15 protein-coding genes are annotated in these 16,044 nt (G+C 58.8%); 3 read left to right on the top strand and 12 right to left on the bottom strand.

Annotated features, from left to right (window positions below):
* Positions 1-12: 12 nt before the first annotated feature.
* From zntB to fabV, 10 genes are all read right to left on the bottom strand, one after another.
* Positions 13-981: a zinc transporter ZntB gene (zntB, locus tag GRX76_RS07505; RefSeq protein ID WP_160152738.1), complete on the bottom strand. Its 969-nt coding sequence runs from the start codon at positions 979-981 to the stop codon at positions 13-15.
* Positions 982-999: 18 nt separating this feature from the next.
* Positions 1,000-1,863 carry a D-hexose-6-phosphate mutarotase gene (locus GRX76_RS07500; protein ID WP_160152737.1) on the bottom strand — a complete coding sequence of 288 codons (864 nt, stop codon included), beginning with the start codon at positions 1,861-1,863 and terminating at the stop codon, positions 1,000-1,002.
* 76 nt (positions 1,864-1,939) lie between these two features.
* A complete protein-coding gene (locus tag GRX76_RS07495; protein WP_160152736.1) occupies positions 1,940-2,713 on the bottom strand; it encodes an MBL fold metallo-hydrolase in 774 nt (257 codons plus the stop codon).
* Positions 2,714-2,737: 24 nt separating this feature from the next.
* Complete coding sequence (bamC, locus tag GRX76_RS07490) at positions 2,738-3,916, bottom strand: outer membrane protein assembly factor BamC (protein WP_160152735.1); 1,179 nt, start codon at positions 3,914-3,916, stop codon at positions 2,738-2,740.
* Positions 3,917-4,025: 109 nt separating this feature from the next.
* Complete coding sequence (gene dapA, locus GRX76_RS07485) at positions 4,026-4,901, bottom strand: 4-hydroxy-tetrahydrodipicolinate synthase (protein ID WP_160152734.1); 876 nt, start codon at positions 4,899-4,901, stop codon at positions 4,026-4,028.
* A 137-nt stretch (positions 4,902-5,038) separates the two neighbouring features.
* Positions 5,039-5,995 (bottom strand): LpxL/LpxP family Kdo(2)-lipid IV(A) lauroyl/palmitoleoyl acyltransferase, encoded by a 957-nt coding sequence (lpxL, locus tag GRX76_RS07480; protein WP_160152733.1) that lies wholly within the window; start codon positions 5,993-5,995, stop codon positions 5,039-5,041.
* Positions 5,996-6,257: 262 nt separating this feature from the next.
* Positions 6,258-6,506 carry a DUF2789 domain-containing protein gene (locus GRX76_RS07475; RefSeq protein ID WP_236250594.1) on the bottom strand — a complete coding sequence of 83 codons (249 nt, stop codon included), beginning with the start codon at positions 6,504-6,506 and terminating at the stop codon, positions 6,258-6,260.
* Between the two features lie 172 nt (positions 6,507-6,678).
* Positions 6,679-7,722 carry an NADP(H)-dependent aldo-keto reductase gene (locus GRX76_RS07470; protein ID WP_160152732.1) on the bottom strand — a complete coding sequence of 348 codons (1,044 nt, stop codon included), beginning with the start codon at positions 7,720-7,722 and terminating at the stop codon, positions 6,679-6,681.
* Positions 7,723-7,864: 142 nt separating this feature from the next.
* Complete coding sequence (locus tag GRX76_RS07465) at positions 7,865-8,470, bottom strand: hypothetical protein (protein WP_160152731.1); 606 nt, start codon at positions 8,468-8,470, stop codon at positions 7,865-7,867.
* A gap of 169 nt (positions 8,471-8,639) precedes the next feature.
* Positions 8,640-9,818: an enoyl-ACP reductase FabV gene (gene fabV, locus GRX76_RS07460; RefSeq protein ID WP_160152730.1), complete on the bottom strand. Its 1,179-nt coding sequence runs from the start codon at positions 9,816-9,818 to the stop codon at positions 8,640-8,642.
* A gap of 505 nt (positions 9,819-10,323) precedes the next feature.
* Between fabV and GRX76_RS07455 the strand changes: the two genes are divergently transcribed.
* Positions 10,324-10,737: an acyl-CoA thioesterase gene (locus GRX76_RS07455; RefSeq protein ID WP_160152729.1), complete on the top strand. Its 414-nt coding sequence runs from the start codon at positions 10,324-10,326 to the stop codon at positions 10,735-10,737.
* A gap of 82 nt (positions 10,738-10,819) precedes the next feature.
* On the opposite strand, the gene GRX76_RS07450 is transcribed toward GRX76_RS07455, so the two are convergent.
* Both GRX76_RS07450 and GRX76_RS07445 read right to left on the bottom strand, forming a co-directional pair.
* On the bottom strand, positions 10,820-11,677 hold the full coding sequence (locus tag GRX76_RS07450) for a universal stress protein (protein WP_160152728.1): 858 nt from the start codon (positions 11,675-11,677) through the stop codon (positions 10,820-10,822).
* Positions 11,678-11,877: 200 nt separating this feature from the next.
* Positions 11,878-13,386 (bottom strand): SulP family inorganic anion transporter, encoded by a 1,509-nt coding sequence (locus tag GRX76_RS07445; protein WP_160152727.1) that lies wholly within the window; start codon positions 13,384-13,386, stop codon positions 11,878-11,880.
* A gap of 544 nt (positions 13,387-13,930) precedes the next feature.
* Here GRX76_RS07445 and GRX76_RS07440 point away from each other — a divergent pair.
* Positions 13,931-15,211 (top strand): efflux RND transporter periplasmic adaptor subunit, encoded by a 1,281-nt coding sequence (locus GRX76_RS07440; RefSeq protein ID WP_160152726.1) that lies wholly within the window; start codon positions 13,931-13,933, stop codon positions 15,209-15,211.
* Positions 15,212-15,331: 120 nt separating this feature from the next.
* Positions 15,332-16,033 (top strand): ABC transporter ATP-binding protein, encoded by a 702-nt coding sequence (locus GRX76_RS07435; protein ID WP_160152725.1) that lies wholly within the window; start codon positions 15,332-15,334, stop codon positions 16,031-16,033.
* Positions 16,034-16,044: the final 11 nt, after the last annotated feature.

Raw genomic sequence — 16,044 nt, 5'->3', positions numbered from 1 at the left:
GCAAAGTCCGGATTAGAGCCACTTCTTCCAGCGGAAAACCACCAGCTGAATTGCGACCGTCACCGTCAGCAGCACGCTGAAAATCAGGAAGGCACGGGGATTCTCGGATCCGGGAATTCCCCCCACATTGATCCCCAGCAGGCCGGTGAGAAACCCCAGGGGCAGGAAAATGGCGGCGATGATCGACAGTACGTACATACGGCTGTTGAGCTGCTCGGATATCCGGCTCATCAACTCCTCCTGGGTTACCGCCGCACGCTCTCGCACCGCATCGATATCCTCAATGTGCCGCAACAGACGGTCGCTGACCTCGCGCAACTGCAACCGGTTGCCCTCACTCACCCAGTCCATTTTCTCCGCCATCAGGCGAGCCAGCGCCTCCCGTTGTGGGGAAAGGTAGCGACGCAGGGTAATGGTCTGCTTGCGCAGCAACGCCAGGTCCAGGCGCAGCGCGCCGCTGGCCCCCGCCACCACACGGTCTTCCAGCTCGTCGATGGTTTCCTCAAAGGACTCCACCGTATCGCTCATACGCCACACCAGCAGATCTGCCAGCTCAACCACCAGGTCGGCACAATTGCGCGGCCCGCGCCCGCTGTCGAGTTGATGACAGAGATCGGTGATGGACAACAACTGGCGCTTGCGGGTACTGATCACCCGGTCTGCTTCCGCCCATACACGGATGGACACCATATCTTCTGGCTGCGACTCCGGATTGAGATTGACGCCGCGCAGTGCGATCAGCAGGCCGTCGCCAATGCTGGTGGTTCTGGGGCGGGTCTCCTCCGTCAGCAGCGCATCGGAGACCAGGGAATCGAGTTTGGCCGGGCCGGTGATCCAGGCTCGAGTTTCCGGAGCGGTATAGTCGAAATGCAGCCACAGGCGCCCCTGGGAGGGCTGCCAGTCCTTTACCTCGGCCCAGCTGAGGCGGCGGCCTTTGCCGCTGCCATCGAGCAGATACGCGTGGATCAATCCGGATTCCATGGGGCGGCTCCCGGCAGGTTAGCGGCTGAGGGTCAAGCGGGCACTGGCGCTTTCACCCGGCTGCAACTGCCAGCTGTCGGCAAAGGCGTTACCGTGCTCCACACAAACGAAACCGCGATAGTCCGCGCCGATATCCGCCAAAGTGGCAGCCAGCTCGGCACCGGGGTTCCAAGTGATCACCGTGTGGCAGTTTTCGCTGTCCGCGGTGATGGGATTGGGTGTGCGGATGGTCTGGCGGGCGGGCGCCTGCTCGAATACCCGATCCACTTCCGTGGGAAAGGTCTGCAGCCCCTCCAGGCAATCGCGGGCAAAGCCCCGGGTTTTATCCAGGTATTCCACACCCTCGAGCCCCTCAACTTCCACCTCGGCCACATTGTCCACCGCAAAGTAAGTGTGCAGGGCCCAGCTGTACTCCGCAGCCTCCGCGGCGGTGTTGGTGAGACTCAGGTCGAAACCGAGGGATTTACCCAGGGAAACTTTGAGAGCGCATTCAAAGCTGGCGGCAAACAGCGTGTCGCCAGGGTGTACAAAGCGAAAGTCCAGCACGAGGGTGCCGTCGGCCAGCTCATCAGTACCTGACAGCTCCCACAATTGGTTGCGCACCAGCCCGTGCTTGGGTTTGCTCGGGTCGCGGCGGTTTTCGCCGAACCACGGCAGGCACAGCGGGACGCCACCGCGTACGGCGGTACCCGGTTCAAACTGGGCACTCGGGCTCAGCCACAGCAAGGGCGCACGGCCTTCGGCGGTAAACTCCAGCACCTGGGCACCCTGCAGGGAGATTACCGCGCGACACAACCCGGTTTCAATCAAGAGCAAATCCAGGCCGGGCTTGCCATACAAGGTGCCGCTGTCGGTGCGCGAGAGGTAGTCGAGTGCTGCCACAGATGAAACTCCGTTTCTTATTGGAAAAAGTGGGATGGTGCCACCAACGCTACCGGCGCCGGCGGCGGGAAAGTGGTTACTCTGCCTGCTCTATCTGCAGCCAGTCAAACCCTTCCTGCTGACAGGCAAAGATACAGTTGGCGGCCTTGGCCGCGGCGTCTGCAAGCGCGGCCTGGGCAAGTTCCAGGCTGTTATTTTTTTCACTGATATGTGCCACCACCAAATGCTGCAGGCGCTCGCTGCCCACACGCTGCAGAAACCCGGCCGCCTGCTGATTGCTGAGGTGGCCATAGGCGCCGCCTACCCGACGCTTGAGCGATGGAGGGTATGGCCCCTGGGCCAGCATTTGCGGGTCGTGGTTGGCCTCCAGCACCAGCGCATCGCAGTCGCCAAAATGGGATTCCACATGGGGAGTGATGGTCCCCAGGTCCGTGAGCAAACCCAGGCTGCTGCCGCGACTGCGAAATACAAACTGGGCCGCTTCGCGGGCATCGTGGGGCACCGCAACCGGTGTTACCTGGATATCCCCCACCGAGAACGGCTGGTGGCCCTCAATCAGCACCACCTGTGGCAGGCTGCCGATATCCCGGGCCCGCAGGGTACCCGGCGTCAGATAGACCGGCAGGCGGTACTTACGCGCCAGGGGGCCGACGCCGCCCATATGGTCGCTGTGCTCGTGGGTAACAAGGATTGCAGAGAGTTCGGACGGGGTAAGACCGAGCCGCGCCATGCGCCGCTCGGTCTCCTTGATGGTGAAACCGCAGTCCACCAGCAGGCAGTGGTCACCAGAGGCGACCAGAGTGCCATTGCCCTTACTGCCACTGCCCAGGGAGGCAAATCTGATCGCCATCAACAGATCCTAAAAAGCCTTTCGTCAGATCAGGTTCTGGCGGATCGCCATCAGCAGTTCCGAGGTTTTGGCGCGGGACAGCGGCTGACCGCGAGTATTGCGGATACGCACTTCGATGGAGTTATCCACACCGCGCAGTACCACCAGATACCCCGGGATATTGCTGTCCGGTGCACCACCCAGCCCCTGTAAATTGGCAAACAGGGCCGGCTCGGCGGTAGCACTGGTGTCGATATTTGCCAGTACCTGCTGCAGGCTGAAAGCATCGGCCGACTTCGCCAGCTTGTCTTCGCCCTTGCCGGAACGCCAGCTGGAGAACCAACCGTCGTCTTCTTCCGACAACTCGCGATCGCTGTCGTAAGTCACGTAGAGAATCCCAAGGTCAGCATCCTCTTTGTGCAGCCGGTAAGCCCCGGTATTCAGGGCGTGGGCCACAGTGGCCCAGGCGCGGTTCATGGCCAGGTCCAGTGCGATAAACGGCTCTTTGCCCGCCGGCTCCATCACCTGCACCTTGACCTTGCCGCCACCGATGGCCTGAGCCACCAGGGACGCCGCAGCACCGGTAGACTCCGCGGCCAGGGCACCGGACATTTCATCGATCATCCAGCCCTCGCGCTCGGGATCGCTGGACTGCGCCGGCCAATTGACCGAACCGCCCACGGGCGCGTCCAGCGGCACTGCGAGGTGACGCACATGGATCTCGGTGGTATCCGGCTGCACCCCGGACTCGACCTGCAGGCGGTATTTGTCTTTGCTTTCCGGGTTTTCCCCGAACGTCAACCAGGTGGTTTCCATGGTGCCGGCACCGGCGTCAGACATGGCCAGCTGCAGACCGGCGGTGCGCAGGAAGTAATGCAGTTGCGGCCAGACTTCATCCGGCGGCTGGTTCACCAGCACCCAGCGACGGTTGCCAAGCTTCTGGATCTTGACCCTATCGAGGCCAGCATTGACGGACAGCGCCTGCGGGCGCGGCACCACAAATTCACCGCGCTCCACATCGCTGTTATTGATATGGGGGATTTCGTACAGCTCTTCCTGGTTTTTGCTGCTGATACCTTCCGGCATCTGCAACGGTGGCAGCGTATCGGCCAGCTGGTAGTCGTCACCGCGGTCGCGGAAGTAACCGTCCTTGCCAAAGATGCCACAGCCACCCAGGGTGGTAACCGCAGCGCACAGCAGGGCTCCGGCGGTAAATTTTGTCATTATTCGTACCTTGTCGAATCAGTCCTGATCGCAAATAGTCCAGTGCGGCAGTGGTGTTGACACCCGATGTGCTCCGTAGAGCAGTCCTACCGCCTGCGAGTGTTACCCGTCAGAGTACGCCGGCTTTGCGCAGCGCATCACGCACAACACCGTGGTGTTCTGCGGACAATGTGGTGAGAGGCAGGCGAATGCCACCCTCAATACGCCCCATTTCCTTCAGTGCCCATTTCACGGGTATCGGGTTGGACTCCACAAACAGCGTTTTGTGCAATATATCGATGCGCTGATTGATGGCGCGGGCAGTTTCGCCGTCGCCAACCAGCGCGGCTTCACACATTTGCGCCACCGCCGCGGGGGCCACATTGGCAGTCACGCTGATATTACCGTGGCCACCCAGCAGCATCAGTTCCACCGCGGTGGCGTCATCACCGGAATAAACCGCGAAGTCTTCCGGCACCATCTCGATGATCTGGCGCGCGCGCTCCAGGTCCCCGGTAGCTTCCTTGATACCGACGATATTGCTCACGGATGTCAGGCGCTGCACGGTTTCCGGCAGCATATCCACGGCGGTGCGCCCGGGCACATTGTAGAGGATCTGGGGAATGTCGACGGCCTTGGCTACTGCTTTGTAGTGCTGGTAGAGGCCTTCCTGGGTGGGCTTGTTGTAGTAGGGAGTGACCAGCAGGCAGGCATCGGCGCCACATTTGGCGGCGGTGGCGGTCAGCTCGATGGCCTCGGTGGTAGAGTTGGCGCCGGTACCGGCAATCACCGGGATACGCCCGGCCACCTGGTCCACCACCCGGCGGATGACCTCCAGATGCTCGTGCACGTCCAGGGTGGCGGATTCACCGGTAGTGCCTACCGCCACCAGGGCGCGCGTGCCCTGCTCGATATGCCACTCTACCAGCTCGTGCAGCTTGTCCCAGTCGAGGCTACCATCTGCGTACATGGGTGTGGCCAGTGCCACCATACTGCCGGAAATCATTGCAACTCCTTCTCCAACCGGCCCAAGGCCGGCCTGTACCGCCAAAAATTGAATGCGGTATGTTACTGAGCGTGCCAGTTCGATGCCAGCGCAAAAAGCGTATCCGCCCGGCGATCAGGGTCCTGGCCCACAACTGGTTATTTTTTGCGCTTTTTGCGCCGTTTTTTCTGCTTGGGATAAAAGCTTTCCGCACCCTCCGGGCGAGTTTTGAAGCGGCGGTGTACCCACATGTACTGTGACGGATTCTCACGCATGCGCGCTTCCACAAACTGATTGACCAGCACCGCGTCTTTCAGTTCGTCCCCCGACGGGATTTCCTCAATCGGCGGGAATACCTTCACCTGGTAAATCCCCTTCTCCTCCAGGCGAGTCACCGTATAGGGCACCACCTGTGCCCGACCCACCCGGGCAAAGCGGGAAGTACCGGTCACTGTTGCGGCGGGAATACCAAACAGCGGGGCAAATACACCCTGCTTGATGCCGTAATCCTGATCGGGTGCATACCACACGGCGCGCCCCTTCTGCAGCGCCCGCAACATGCCGCGCACATCTTTGCGCTGCAATACATTGGAGCTTTCCCCGTGGCGCTCGCGGCCCTTGCGCTGCATATAGTCGTACACGGGGTTTTTATGCGGGCGGTACATCCCATCCACCGGATGGCTCATGCTCATAAAGGCGGCGCCAATTTCCAGGGTGGTGAAGTGCATCGCCATCATCACCACGCCCTGCCCCCGGCTCTGGGGTTGCTGCAGGTATTCCAGCCCCTCGATGGTGAAGCGCTTGCGCAGCCAGCGACTGGAGCGAAACCAGGCCATGCCGGTTTCCATCAAAGCGATACCGTTGGAGGCAAAATTGCGACGCAGTAACTGCTCGCGCTTAATACCGGAGAGCTCCGGGAAGCAGAGCGCCAGGTTGCGCTCAGCGATAATGCGGCGGCTAGTGGCAAAACGCAGCATCAACCGGCCCAGGGCGCGCCCGAGGGACATCTGCCAGCGATAAGGCAGCTGTGCGACGAGAAACCAGAGTCCGAATAAGAACCAGGTGAGCCAGTAGCGCGGGTGCAACAGGGCGGCGCGAAAATGCGGTTTTTCCATAAAGTGGCGTACAGCAGCTGTCGGGAATTAAATGCCGGGCCACTCTCATGCCCCAGTCTTCAAGTCCAACCTACGAGTCAACCTCTTAAGTCCAGCTTGCCATTCAAGGGGGAGCGCCCGGAAGAAAACGGCGCATTATAGCCATGGGGCGCCCCAGGGGATACTCACGCTGCAGCGGTACGCAGGCGACGGACTTCGCAGTTAGCGCACCGGCCCGGGCGTGACTTTTCAGTCGCAGCCGGGATTCGGCTGGCCACACTGCTCAGTGGCGTAACAGCGCATCCAGCTCGTCGACCACTTCGCACCAGTCCGAATCTTCGGTGACCGCATCATGCAGAAACTTGCGCTGGCTCTCGCTCCAGAATTCAGCCCTTGCCAGCTGCTCCTCCCCCGCCAGGTGATGGCGGCTGAGAAAGTCCTCCACAGCATTGTCGTCAGAGCCCAGGCCCAGCTGGGCAAACAGATCGTTGAGGGTGTGGTGACCGGTTTCCATCAGAAATTCTCCTCGCATGCTAAGGATGCCGGCGCTGCATGCGCTGTCTGGACCTTGCAACAACCGGCGCGAAACACTTCCTAGGAGTATAGGTTCGCCGGCGCAATATTTCCGCGCCAGGCGACAAGTGCCAGGAGACGAGCCCCAGGAAACCAGCGACTGACAAAAAACAACCGGATAGGAACCGACCTCAGGGAGCCGGGTTGGGATTCTGTCGGTGAATCGCCTCGATGGCCGCCAGCTGCTCGGCACTCAACACCAGCGCACTGCTGGCAATATTCGACACCAGCTGCTCCATGGTTGTACCGCCGATGATATTGGCGGTAACGAAGGGTTGCTGAGTGACAAATGCCAACGCCACCTGTGCCGGGTCCAGCCCCCACTCCCGCGCCAGGTCCACATACTGCTCTGTGGCGGAAACGGCGCGTTCACCGGTGTAACGCTGAAAGCGCTCAAACAGGGTAAGGCGCGCGCCCGCCGGTTTTGCGCCATTGAGGTATTTGCCACTCAGAGTGCCAAACGCCAGCGGTGAATAGGCCAGGAGACCGCACTGCTCGCGAATCGCCATTTCCGCGCAGCCCACTTCAAAGGTTCGGTTCAGCAGGCTGTAGGGGTTCTGGATGCTGGCGATACGCGGTTTATTACCGTGGGCGGCGAGCCGCAGATAGCGATGCATGCCCCAGGGGGTTTCGTTGGAAAGGCCGATGTGACGCACCTTGCCCTGCGCAACCAGCTCTTCCAGCGCCCCCAGGGTTTCGCTGATGTCGATACCATCGTCATCGCCGTGCACATAACCCAGCTGGCCAAAGAAATTGGCCTGGCGCTCTGGCCAGTGCACCTGGTACAGGTCGATATAGTCGGTTTTAAGGCGGGCCAGCGAGCTGTCACAGGCAGCGATAATCTGCGCCCGACTGAGGCGGGGACCACCGCGAATATGGCCGACTCCGGAGTTGGCACTGCTGCGACCGGTCACCTTGGTGGCGAGAATCAACTGATTGCGATTGCCGCGCGCGGCCATCCAGTTACCGATGTACTCCTCGGTACGCCCGGCGGTTTCCGGTTTGGGAGGTACCGGATACATTTCCGCGCAGTCGATAAAATTCACGCCGTTAGCGGTGGCGTAATCCAACTGTTCAAAGGCTTCCGCTTCCGAGTTCTGTTCCCCGTAGGTCATGGTACCCAGGCAAATTTTACTGACCTGAATATCCGTTTTACCCAGCTGGCGATATTCCATTGCGACTCCCGTTTACTGCACGTACAACCTACTCACCGCGAAGGAAAGCAAGGCCGAAAAAATTTGAGAAAAGATGCCGCATTATGCCGACAGAAGTGCGGAGGGTACAAACGGACAGCGCTGGACTATCAATTAAACGACATCAGTTGGCGTAATGGGCGGGGCTCAAAACCACGATACCGACCACCGAGGCAAGGGCAAAAAGTGCCGTCCCCAGGGTCCAGTACGAAGGTTTCTTCGAACAGGTCAGCAATACCAGTAACACGGCCAGTGCGAGATCTTCCACATTGTTCGGGTTATAGATTCCCAAATCGAACAGGAAAATATTGATCAGGTAGGCGCAGAAAAAATAGATCGCCAGGCAGGCTATAGCCCATTTTCCGTTGAAGCGGAAACGCTCAAATGCGCTTTTGGCGGAATCGTGCGGCTGCTCCCCCAGGCTCTCCTGTGCGGTGCGCCCCGGCACAATCAATCGACTGGCAACGCACAAAATCAAGGTCAGTCCGATCAGCAGACCAAACTCCAGCGCCGTCCAGTCTTTCTGCAGTTTGTGCAGTTCAAACGCTCCCCACAGCAATTGAAACTGCCAGGCGATTATCAGCAGCACCCATACGGGAACCAACCAATGCAAAGAAATTAACTGCCGCTCGCGAAAGGCGCGCACCAGATCGCCTAGCATCAGGGTGATGGCCAGGGCAACAAGCAGCAGGACGAAGTTGATTACATACGCAAAAATATTCATCGGCACGGAGGTTAACGGAAGGCGATTTCGTCAGTATAGCTGCTGCGCTTACACCGCCCGGAGTTCGCCAGATCACTGACAAGTAACAGTCGTCCGTACAGGTTCGCATTTGTTGCAGGCATAAAAAAACGCCATCGGAAAGGATGGCGTCTTTTGTTTCGAGCGGAGAATGAACTTACTTGAAGTCCGCTTCCACCAGCGGGCTGGTGTCGGCCTCGTAATCGACGCCTTTTACACCAAAGCCAAACAGTTTGAGGAAGTCGTCGGCATAACCTTTGTAGTCGGTCAGCTCGAACAGGTTTGCTTCGGTCACTTCCGGCCACAGTTTTTCGATTTTGGCCTGGGTTTCCGCACGCAGTTCCTTGTCATCCATACGGAAACGATTGGTGTCGTCCAGGCGCGGGCTGTCGGTGTACAGGCCTTCGGTATAGAGGCGGTACAGCTGCTCGATACAACCTTCGTGGGTGCCCTCTTCCTTCATCACTTTGTAGACGAGGGAGATGTACAGCGGCATCACCGGGATGGCGGAGCTGGACTGGGTAACCAGGGCTTTCAGTACCGCGACGTTGGCGCTGGCGCTACCGCTATCGCTGATGGCCTTGGCGGCGCGGTCCAGGTCTTCTTTGGCCTTGCCGATAGTGGCGTGGCCGTAGATCGGCCAGGTGAGCTTTTCACCGATGTAGGTGTAGGCGACGGTTTTGCAGTCGTCCGCCAGTACCCCGGCATCGCCCAGCGCTTTCATCCACAGTTCCCAGTCTTCGCCGCCCATGACCTTGACGGTAGCTGCGATTTCTTCTTCGTTCGCCGGGTCAACACTGATGTCGGAGATTTCCAGTTTGTCGGTGTTGAGGTTTTTGGCGGTGTAGGACTTGCCGATGGGCTTCAGCACGGAGCTGTACAGTTCGCCGGTTTCCGGGTCGGTACGACGGGGGGAGGCGAGGCTGTAGATAACCAGGTCGATCTTGTCGAGATCCTGTTTGATCAGGTCGATGGCCTGGGCTTTGATTTCGTTGGAGAAGGCGTCGCCGTTGATGCTTTTGGCGTAGAGGCCTGCTTTGTGGGCTTCTTCTTCAAACGCAGCGGAGTTGTAGTAACCGGCGGAGGCGGTGCGCTTGTCGGTCGGCGGTTTCTCGAAGAATACGCCGAGGGTATTGGCGCCACAGCCGAAGGCGGCGGTGATGCGGGAGGCGAGGCCGTAGCCGGTGGAGGCGCCGACGACGAGCACGTTTTTGGGGCCGTCTTCAATGGCGGGCTGGGATTTGATGTATTCGATCTGTTCGCGCACGTTGGCGGCGCAGCCCTGCGGGTGGGCGTTGGTGCAGATGAATCCGCGAACTTTCGGCTGGATGATCATGCCGGGCTCTCTCCGTTGGGTGATTCTTCAATCCAGATGGCCGACTGACCGGCCACCAAAGCGGCACATTCTAATGGCGTTTGGGGGCAACTCCCATAGAGACATATCACGATACGGGATTTTAGCGGCCAGAATATCCTACCTTGCGGCCAGATTAGCCAAGCCCTGTCAGAGTTCCCGCCCTGATCAAGTGCGCTCCGCACAAATTTCGAGCAAGTGCGACCAATCAACACGATTCAGTCCCACGTATCGCACCCTGTGGCGGTGAGGTACTGGACACTATTTTCAGAACCGCTGTGAATACATCCCTGTACGCTGCGTCGGCGACGTCCCTGTCGCCGACGCTTCTGAAAATAGTGTCCAGCACCTCACCTTCAGCATGCCATTTGCACTTCTATATATGACTTGAGTCTTGGCACGCTTAATGCAATTCCTCTTATGGGGCCGCTACGGAAAGCGGTGAAACTTGAACCCGATTAAGGGGAAACCAGCGAGGTAATCACTCATGAAGTACTACTCACGTCATTTCGTAAAACCCGGCGACCTGAACCCAGCCCAACGTCTGTTCGGCGGCCAGGCACTGGCGTGGATAGATGAGGAGGCAGCCATTTTCGCGGGGTGCCAGATGGGCACCGCAAATATTGTGACCAAGCTGATGTCGGAAATTGATTTTGTCAGTTCGGCGGTGTGCGGGGATATCGTGGAATTCGGTTTCGAGGTCACCGATATCGGGCGTACTTCGCTGACGGTGCACTGCGAAATGCGCAACAAACAGACCCGGGAGCTGATCGTGCGGGTGGAGCGGATTGTGTTTGTGGCGCTGGACGCCGAGGGCAAGCCGACGCCGCACAAGAAGGCCGGAATGACGGTAGCAGAAGCGGCCAATTCCACTTCCGAGGCCAGCAGGCTCGCCAGCTGATACCAGCGGTTCACGTAAACAATAAAAAAAGCCTGTGGCGGTCTCCCGTCACAGGCTTTTGCATTTTTTGGCGGAAAGTATCTCAGCGCAGCAGCAGTAGCGGTTGCTTGGTTCCCTGCAGCATTTTCGCAGTAATACTCCCCAGCAGCAGGTCCCGCAGCTTGCTGTGGCTGAAGGCACCCATTACCGTCAGGTCAATGTCGTGCTTCTGCTGGTAGGCGATCAGCGCCTCTACCGTCTTGCCCTGCAAGTTGGCACTGATCACGGAAATCCCTCCATGGCTCAGTGCCTCTGCACCCTCCGCCAGAACAGAATCCGCGCCGTCACCAACGTACACCAGGTGACATTCCACCTCTTTGAACACCGCGCTGGTCGCCACCATGTCCAGTGCCTTGCGCGCCGCTTCACTGCCGTCGTACGCCAGCATGATCGAGCGCGGCGCCTTGAACTCGCGGTTCACCACCAGAATCGGCTTGTGCAGCGAACGCACCACCGTCTCCAGATGCGCCCCCAACCCCCGATCCGAATCCTCGTGTTCCTCGCCGCGAATACCCAGTACCAGAACCCGGATATGGTCCTCCAGCTCCACCAGCGACTCAGTCACTGCTCCATGCCGCTGACAGGTCACCACCCGCTCCACACCACCAGCCAACGCCCGCGCCCGCGCGTCTTCCAACATCAAGCGCCCCTGCTCCAGTTGCAGCTTGGAACGCTTCTGCTCCAGCGCCGTCAATTCCTCCAGCAATTCTTCCTGGCTACCCAGGCCAATGCTACCGGTCAGATCGGCAACGGCCGGGGTGGAAACGCGTTCGATATTGTGGAGAAGTTTGAGAGGGGCACCGGTGCGGTTTGCAATCCAGGCGGCGTAATCACAGACAGCACCGCTGTAGCGGGAACCATCGATGCAGGAGAGTACAAAGGGATCTTTCTGTTCGGTCATTTATTATTTTCTCTCGTTATCGCTAGTCACAATCGAAGAATAGAAATCTGACGCGAAGCTCAAGTACCGGGTGAGGGATTTCAAAAGCGTCGGCGACAGGGATGTCGCCGACGCAGCGTACATGGATGTATTCACAGCGGTTTTGAAATCCCTCACCCGGTGCTTGAGCGCCACAGGAATTCAAAACGAAGTCTGCAGGCTCAGTGCCCTCCGAGCACCTTCTCAATTTCCTCAGGCTTATCATGTACCCCAAAGCGATCAACGATGGTCGAGCTGGCCTCGTTCAGACCAATCACTTCAACCTCAGCCCCCTCGCGACGGAACTTCACCACCGCCTTGTCCAGAGAGTAAACCGCCGACACATCCCAGAAGTGCGCGCGACTCAGGTCGATGACCACCTTGTCCAGCGCCTCTTTAAAATCAAAGGACGCAACAAACTTGTCCGCCGAATTGAAGAACACCTGCCCCGCCACCTTATAAGTGCGGCTATTGCTCTCCTCATCCAGCTCCGAGCTCACGTACATAAAGTGGCTCACCTTGTTGGCAAAGAACAGCGACGCCAACAACACCCCCACAAATACCCCGAAAGCCAGATTATGGGTAAACACTACCACAATCACCGTGGCCAGCATCACCAGATTCGTCGACAGCGGCAGCTTCTTCAGATTGCGGATAGACCCCCAATCAAAAGTACCGATAGACACCATGATCATCACCGCCACCAGCGCCGCCATCGGGATTACCGCCACGTAATCACTCAGGAACACCACCAGGGTCAGTAGGCCAACACCGGCCACCAGGGTGGACAGGCGGCCGCGACCACCGGATTTCACGTTGATTACCGACTGGCCAATCATCGCGCAGCCCGCCATACCACCGAGGGTACCGGCCGCAATATTCGCAATGCCCTGGCCCTTACACTCGCGGTTCTTGTCGCTGTTGGTGTCCGTGAGATCGTCCACGATGGTGGCGGTCATCAGCGATTCCAGCAGGCCAACGACGGCCAGGCCGGCGGAGTAAGGGAAGATGATTTTCAGGGTCTCGAAATTGAGCGGTACTTCCGGCCACAGGAATACCGGTAGGGTATCCGGGAGGTCGCCCATATCGCCCACGGTGCGGATATCCAGCCCCAGCGCGACGGCAACGGCGGTCAACGTCAGGATACACACCAGCGGCGACGGCAGGATCTTGCCCACCACCGGCACGTACGGAAACAGATAAATGATGCCGAGGCCCGCTGCGGTCATGGCGTAGACATGCCAGGTAACGTCAATCAGTTCCGGCAACTGGGCCATAAAAATGAGGATCGCCAGCGCATTGACGAACCCCGTGACCACGGCCCTGGAGACGAAGCTCATCAGGCTGCCGAGCTTGAGATAGCCGGCGATGATCTGCAGTACCCCGGTTAGTAGTGTGGCCGCGAGCAGGTATTGCAGGCCGTGCTCTTTGACCAGCGTGACCATCAACAGGGCCATGGCGCCGGTGGCGGCGGAGATCATGCCGGGACGGCCACCGACGAAGGCGATGACGACGGCGATACAGAAGGAGGCGTAAAGGCCTACCCGGGGGTCGACGCCGGCAATGATGGAGAAGGCGATGGCCTCGGGGATGAGGGCCAGGGCGACGACGAGGCCGGCGAGGACGTCGCGGCGAATGTTGCCGAACCAGTCGTTTCTGGTGGACGACAACAGGGTGTTGGAGAACTGCATAATCAGGGGAGCCTGTCTGGGGAGTCTTTTTCGATCCCGGCCTTTTTAGCCGTAAATGCGGGCGCGGATTCTAGCATCTTGGAAGGGCTGGCTAAAGAACGCCCAAGTGGCTCGGAGTATTTATTCAGCTCCTTGGCGGTGCCGCTACCGGGTATTCCTTTGCGAGACACGCCGTAAACCCATCCATGGGGGCTCTTCCGCGAGGTCCCTCTCGCGGAAGGTCTCGCAAAGGAATACCCGATATCGGCACCTTCGCATCGAACGCCAGCACAAATCTCCACCAAACTTAATGTCGCTTCTTACAACTCCTGTCCGGCCCCACGGACACAGCATGTCCGGACACTTTTTGCGGACACCCTCCTCTACATGTAAAAACTTCTGGAAAATTTATTTTCCTTATTTATCAATCACTTAACACAAAAATCCACCTTGGCACGGCAATTGCGATAAGCCCGCTGCATCCAGAAATTTCACTTTGCATCCGGGCAGCGAATCGCTCGCGTCACAGTGACAGAAGAACAGATTTCAAGAACTTGGGAACAACATGATCAGAGATACCTCCGGGCAGGACGTCCAACTCAAACCGCAGACCCCGTGGAAGAATCCGCACCTGCTGAAACGCGCAGGGCTGGCCATTGGCGGGGCGGCATTTGTGGTTTGGGGGCTGATGAGCTGGCAGAGCACCAATGCGGTGGATGCGAGTGTGTCGCTGGCACGGATCAATATTGCGGCGGTGGAGCGCGGAGATCTGGTGCGGGACCTGGTGGTGCAGGGCAAGGTGGTTGCGGCCAACAGCCCTACCCTGTTCAGCCCGGCCCAGGGGATTGTGAAGTTTGCGGTGAAGGCCGGCGATGCCGTTGAACAGGGACAATTGCTGGCTGAGGTAGAGAGCCCACAGCTACAGAACCAGCTGGCTCAGGAGAGCGCTCTGTATAGCAAGCTAAGCGTCGAGCTGGCGCGCCAGAAAATCCAGGCCAAGCGCCAGCGCCTTGAGAACACCCAGAAGGCGGAGCTTGCCAAGGTCGATCTGACCGCCGCTCGTCGCGAACTGAAACGTGCCGAAATTTCCATGGAGAAGCAGATCATCTCCCAGCTGGACTTCGAAAAGGCCAGCGATGACCTGGCGCGCGCAGAGCTGGAACACGCGCAAGCGGTGCAAAACGCTGCGCTGGAGAACGAATCACTGGCATTTGAAACCCAGACCCTGGAGCTACAGGTATCCCAGCAAAAACTGCAGATGGAAGAGCTGCAGCGCAAGGTCAACGAGTTGCAAATCGTTTCCCCGGTCGACGGCACCATCGGCAGCCTGTCTGCTACCCAGCGCGCTGCGGTGGCTGCTAACGCGCCACTGCTCACGGTGGTGGATCTCACCAGTTTTGAGCTTGAAGCCGCGGTACCGGAAAACTACGCCGACGACCTGGGACTCGCCATGGCGGTGGAAATCAATATGGGCGGCAAGAAACTGCCGGGTGAAATTACCGCGATCGCTCCGGAGGTGATCGAAGGACAGGTGGTTGCCCGTGTCCGCTTCACCCAAAAACAACCCGGGAAACTTCGCCAGAACCTGCGTCTGACCGCGCGGATATTGCTCGAGAATCGCAACAACGTGGTGCTGGTGAAACGCGGTGCTTTCCTCGATCAGACCGGCGGTCGCTTTGCGTGGAAGCTGAACGACCAGCAACAGGCAGTGAAAGTACCGATCACCATCGGCGCACTGGGCCTGAATCAGGTAGAGATTGTTTCCGGCCTGCAGGAAGGCGACCAGATTATTACGTCCTCTGCGGAAGCGCTGGAAAACGCGCAAATCGTTGCACTGCGGGAATAGAACTTACAGCGGTCGGCAGCAGCGCCACCCAAAGATTTTTATTTAACGACTTTTATTTAACAACTTCCATTTAACAATTTTTAAATACCGACATTCATACTCACAGACAAGGAAATCAACATGCTGAAAATGCACAATATCCGTAAGAGTTATCGCACCGACACCATTGAGACCCACGCACTCAGGGATTTCAGCCTGGAGGTCAAGGAAGGCGAGTTTGTTTCTGTTACCGGCCCCAGCGGCTCCGGCAAAACGACCTTTCTGAATATCGCCGGACTGCTGGAAACCCCCACCGGCGGCGAGTATCTGCTGGACGGCCAGGAAGTGGGCAACCTGTCCGATCGCGACCGTTCACACCTGCGCAACGAAAAAATCGGTTTCATCTTCCAGGGTTTCAACCTGATTCCCGACCTCAACCTGTTCGACAATATTGATGTGCCCCTGCGCTACCGCGGCTTCAACGCAAAGGAACGCCGTCGCCGCATTGAAAAATCCCTGGAACAGGTTGGCCTCGCGGCTCGCGCCAAGCACCTGCCGGCACAACTTTCCGGCGGTCAGCAGCAGCGTGTCGCTATCGCCCGCGCACTGGCCGGTGAGCCCCGTTTCCTGCTCGCGGACGAACCCACCGGTAACCTGGACTCACTGATGGCCAGGCAGGTCATGGAGCTGCTGGAATTCGTCAACGAATGGGGCACGACCATCGTCATGGTAACCCACGACCCGGATCTTGCCCGCCGTGCGCACCGCAATATCCAGATCGTGGACGGCCAGGTATCGGACCTGCGCCAGGCCACACCGCAAGAACAAGCCGCGATCGCCTGAGGAGACCCAGC

It is taken from the genome of Microbulbifer sp. ALW1 (assembly GCF_009903625.1).
GTDB lineage: Bacteria > Pseudomonadota > Gammaproteobacteria > Pseudomonadales > Cellvibrionaceae > Microbulbifer.
This window is presented reverse-complemented; position numbering and strand designations above follow the sequence as displayed.

Coding starts and splice junctions, on each gene's coding strand:
- zntB (WP_160152738.1), bottom strand. CDS start 981: ATGGAATCCGGATTGATCCACGCGTATCTGCTCGATGGCAGCGGCAAA.
- GRX76_RS07495 (WP_160152736.1), bottom strand. CDS start 2,713: ATGGCGATCAGATTTGCCTCCCTGGGCAGTGGCAGTAAGGGCAATGGC.
- bamC (WP_160152735.1), bottom strand. CDS start 3,916: ATGACAAAATTTACCGCCGGAGCCCTGCTGTGCGCTGCGGTTACCACC.
- dapA (WP_160152734.1), bottom strand. CDS start 4,901: ATGATTTCCGGCAGTATGGTGGCACTGGCCACACCCATGTACGCAGAT.
- lpxL (WP_160152733.1), bottom strand. CDS start 5,995: ATGGAAAAACCGCATTTTCGCGCCGCCCTGTTGCACCCGCGCTACTGG.
- GRX76_RS07475 (WP_236250594.1), bottom strand. CDS start 6,506: ATGCGAGGAGAATTTCTGATGGAAACCGGTCACCACACCCTCAACGAT.
- GRX76_RS07470 (WP_160152732.1), bottom strand. CDS start 7,722: ATGGAATATCGCCAGCTGGGTAAAACGGATATTCAGGTCAGTAAAATT.
- fabV (WP_160152730.1), bottom strand. CDS start 9,818: ATGATCATCCAGCCGAAAGTTCGCGGATTCATCTGCACCAACGCCCAC.
- GRX76_RS07455 (WP_160152729.1), top strand. CDS start 10,324: ATGAAGTACTACTCACGTCATTTCGTAAAACCCGGCGACCTGAACCCA.
- GRX76_RS07450 (WP_160152728.1), bottom strand. CDS start 11,677: ATGACCGAACAGAAAGATCCCTTTGTACTCTCCTGCATCGATGGTTCC.
- GRX76_RS07445 (WP_160152727.1), bottom strand. CDS start 13,386: ATGCAGTTCTCCAACACCCTGTTGTCGTCCACCAGAAACGACTGGTTC.
- GRX76_RS07440 (WP_160152726.1), top strand. CDS start 13,931: ATGATCAGAGATACCTCCGGGCAGGACGTCCAACTCAAACCGCAGACC.
- GRX76_RS07435 (WP_160152725.1), top strand. CDS start 15,332: ATGCTGAAAATGCACAATATCCGTAAGAGTTATCGCACCGACACCATT.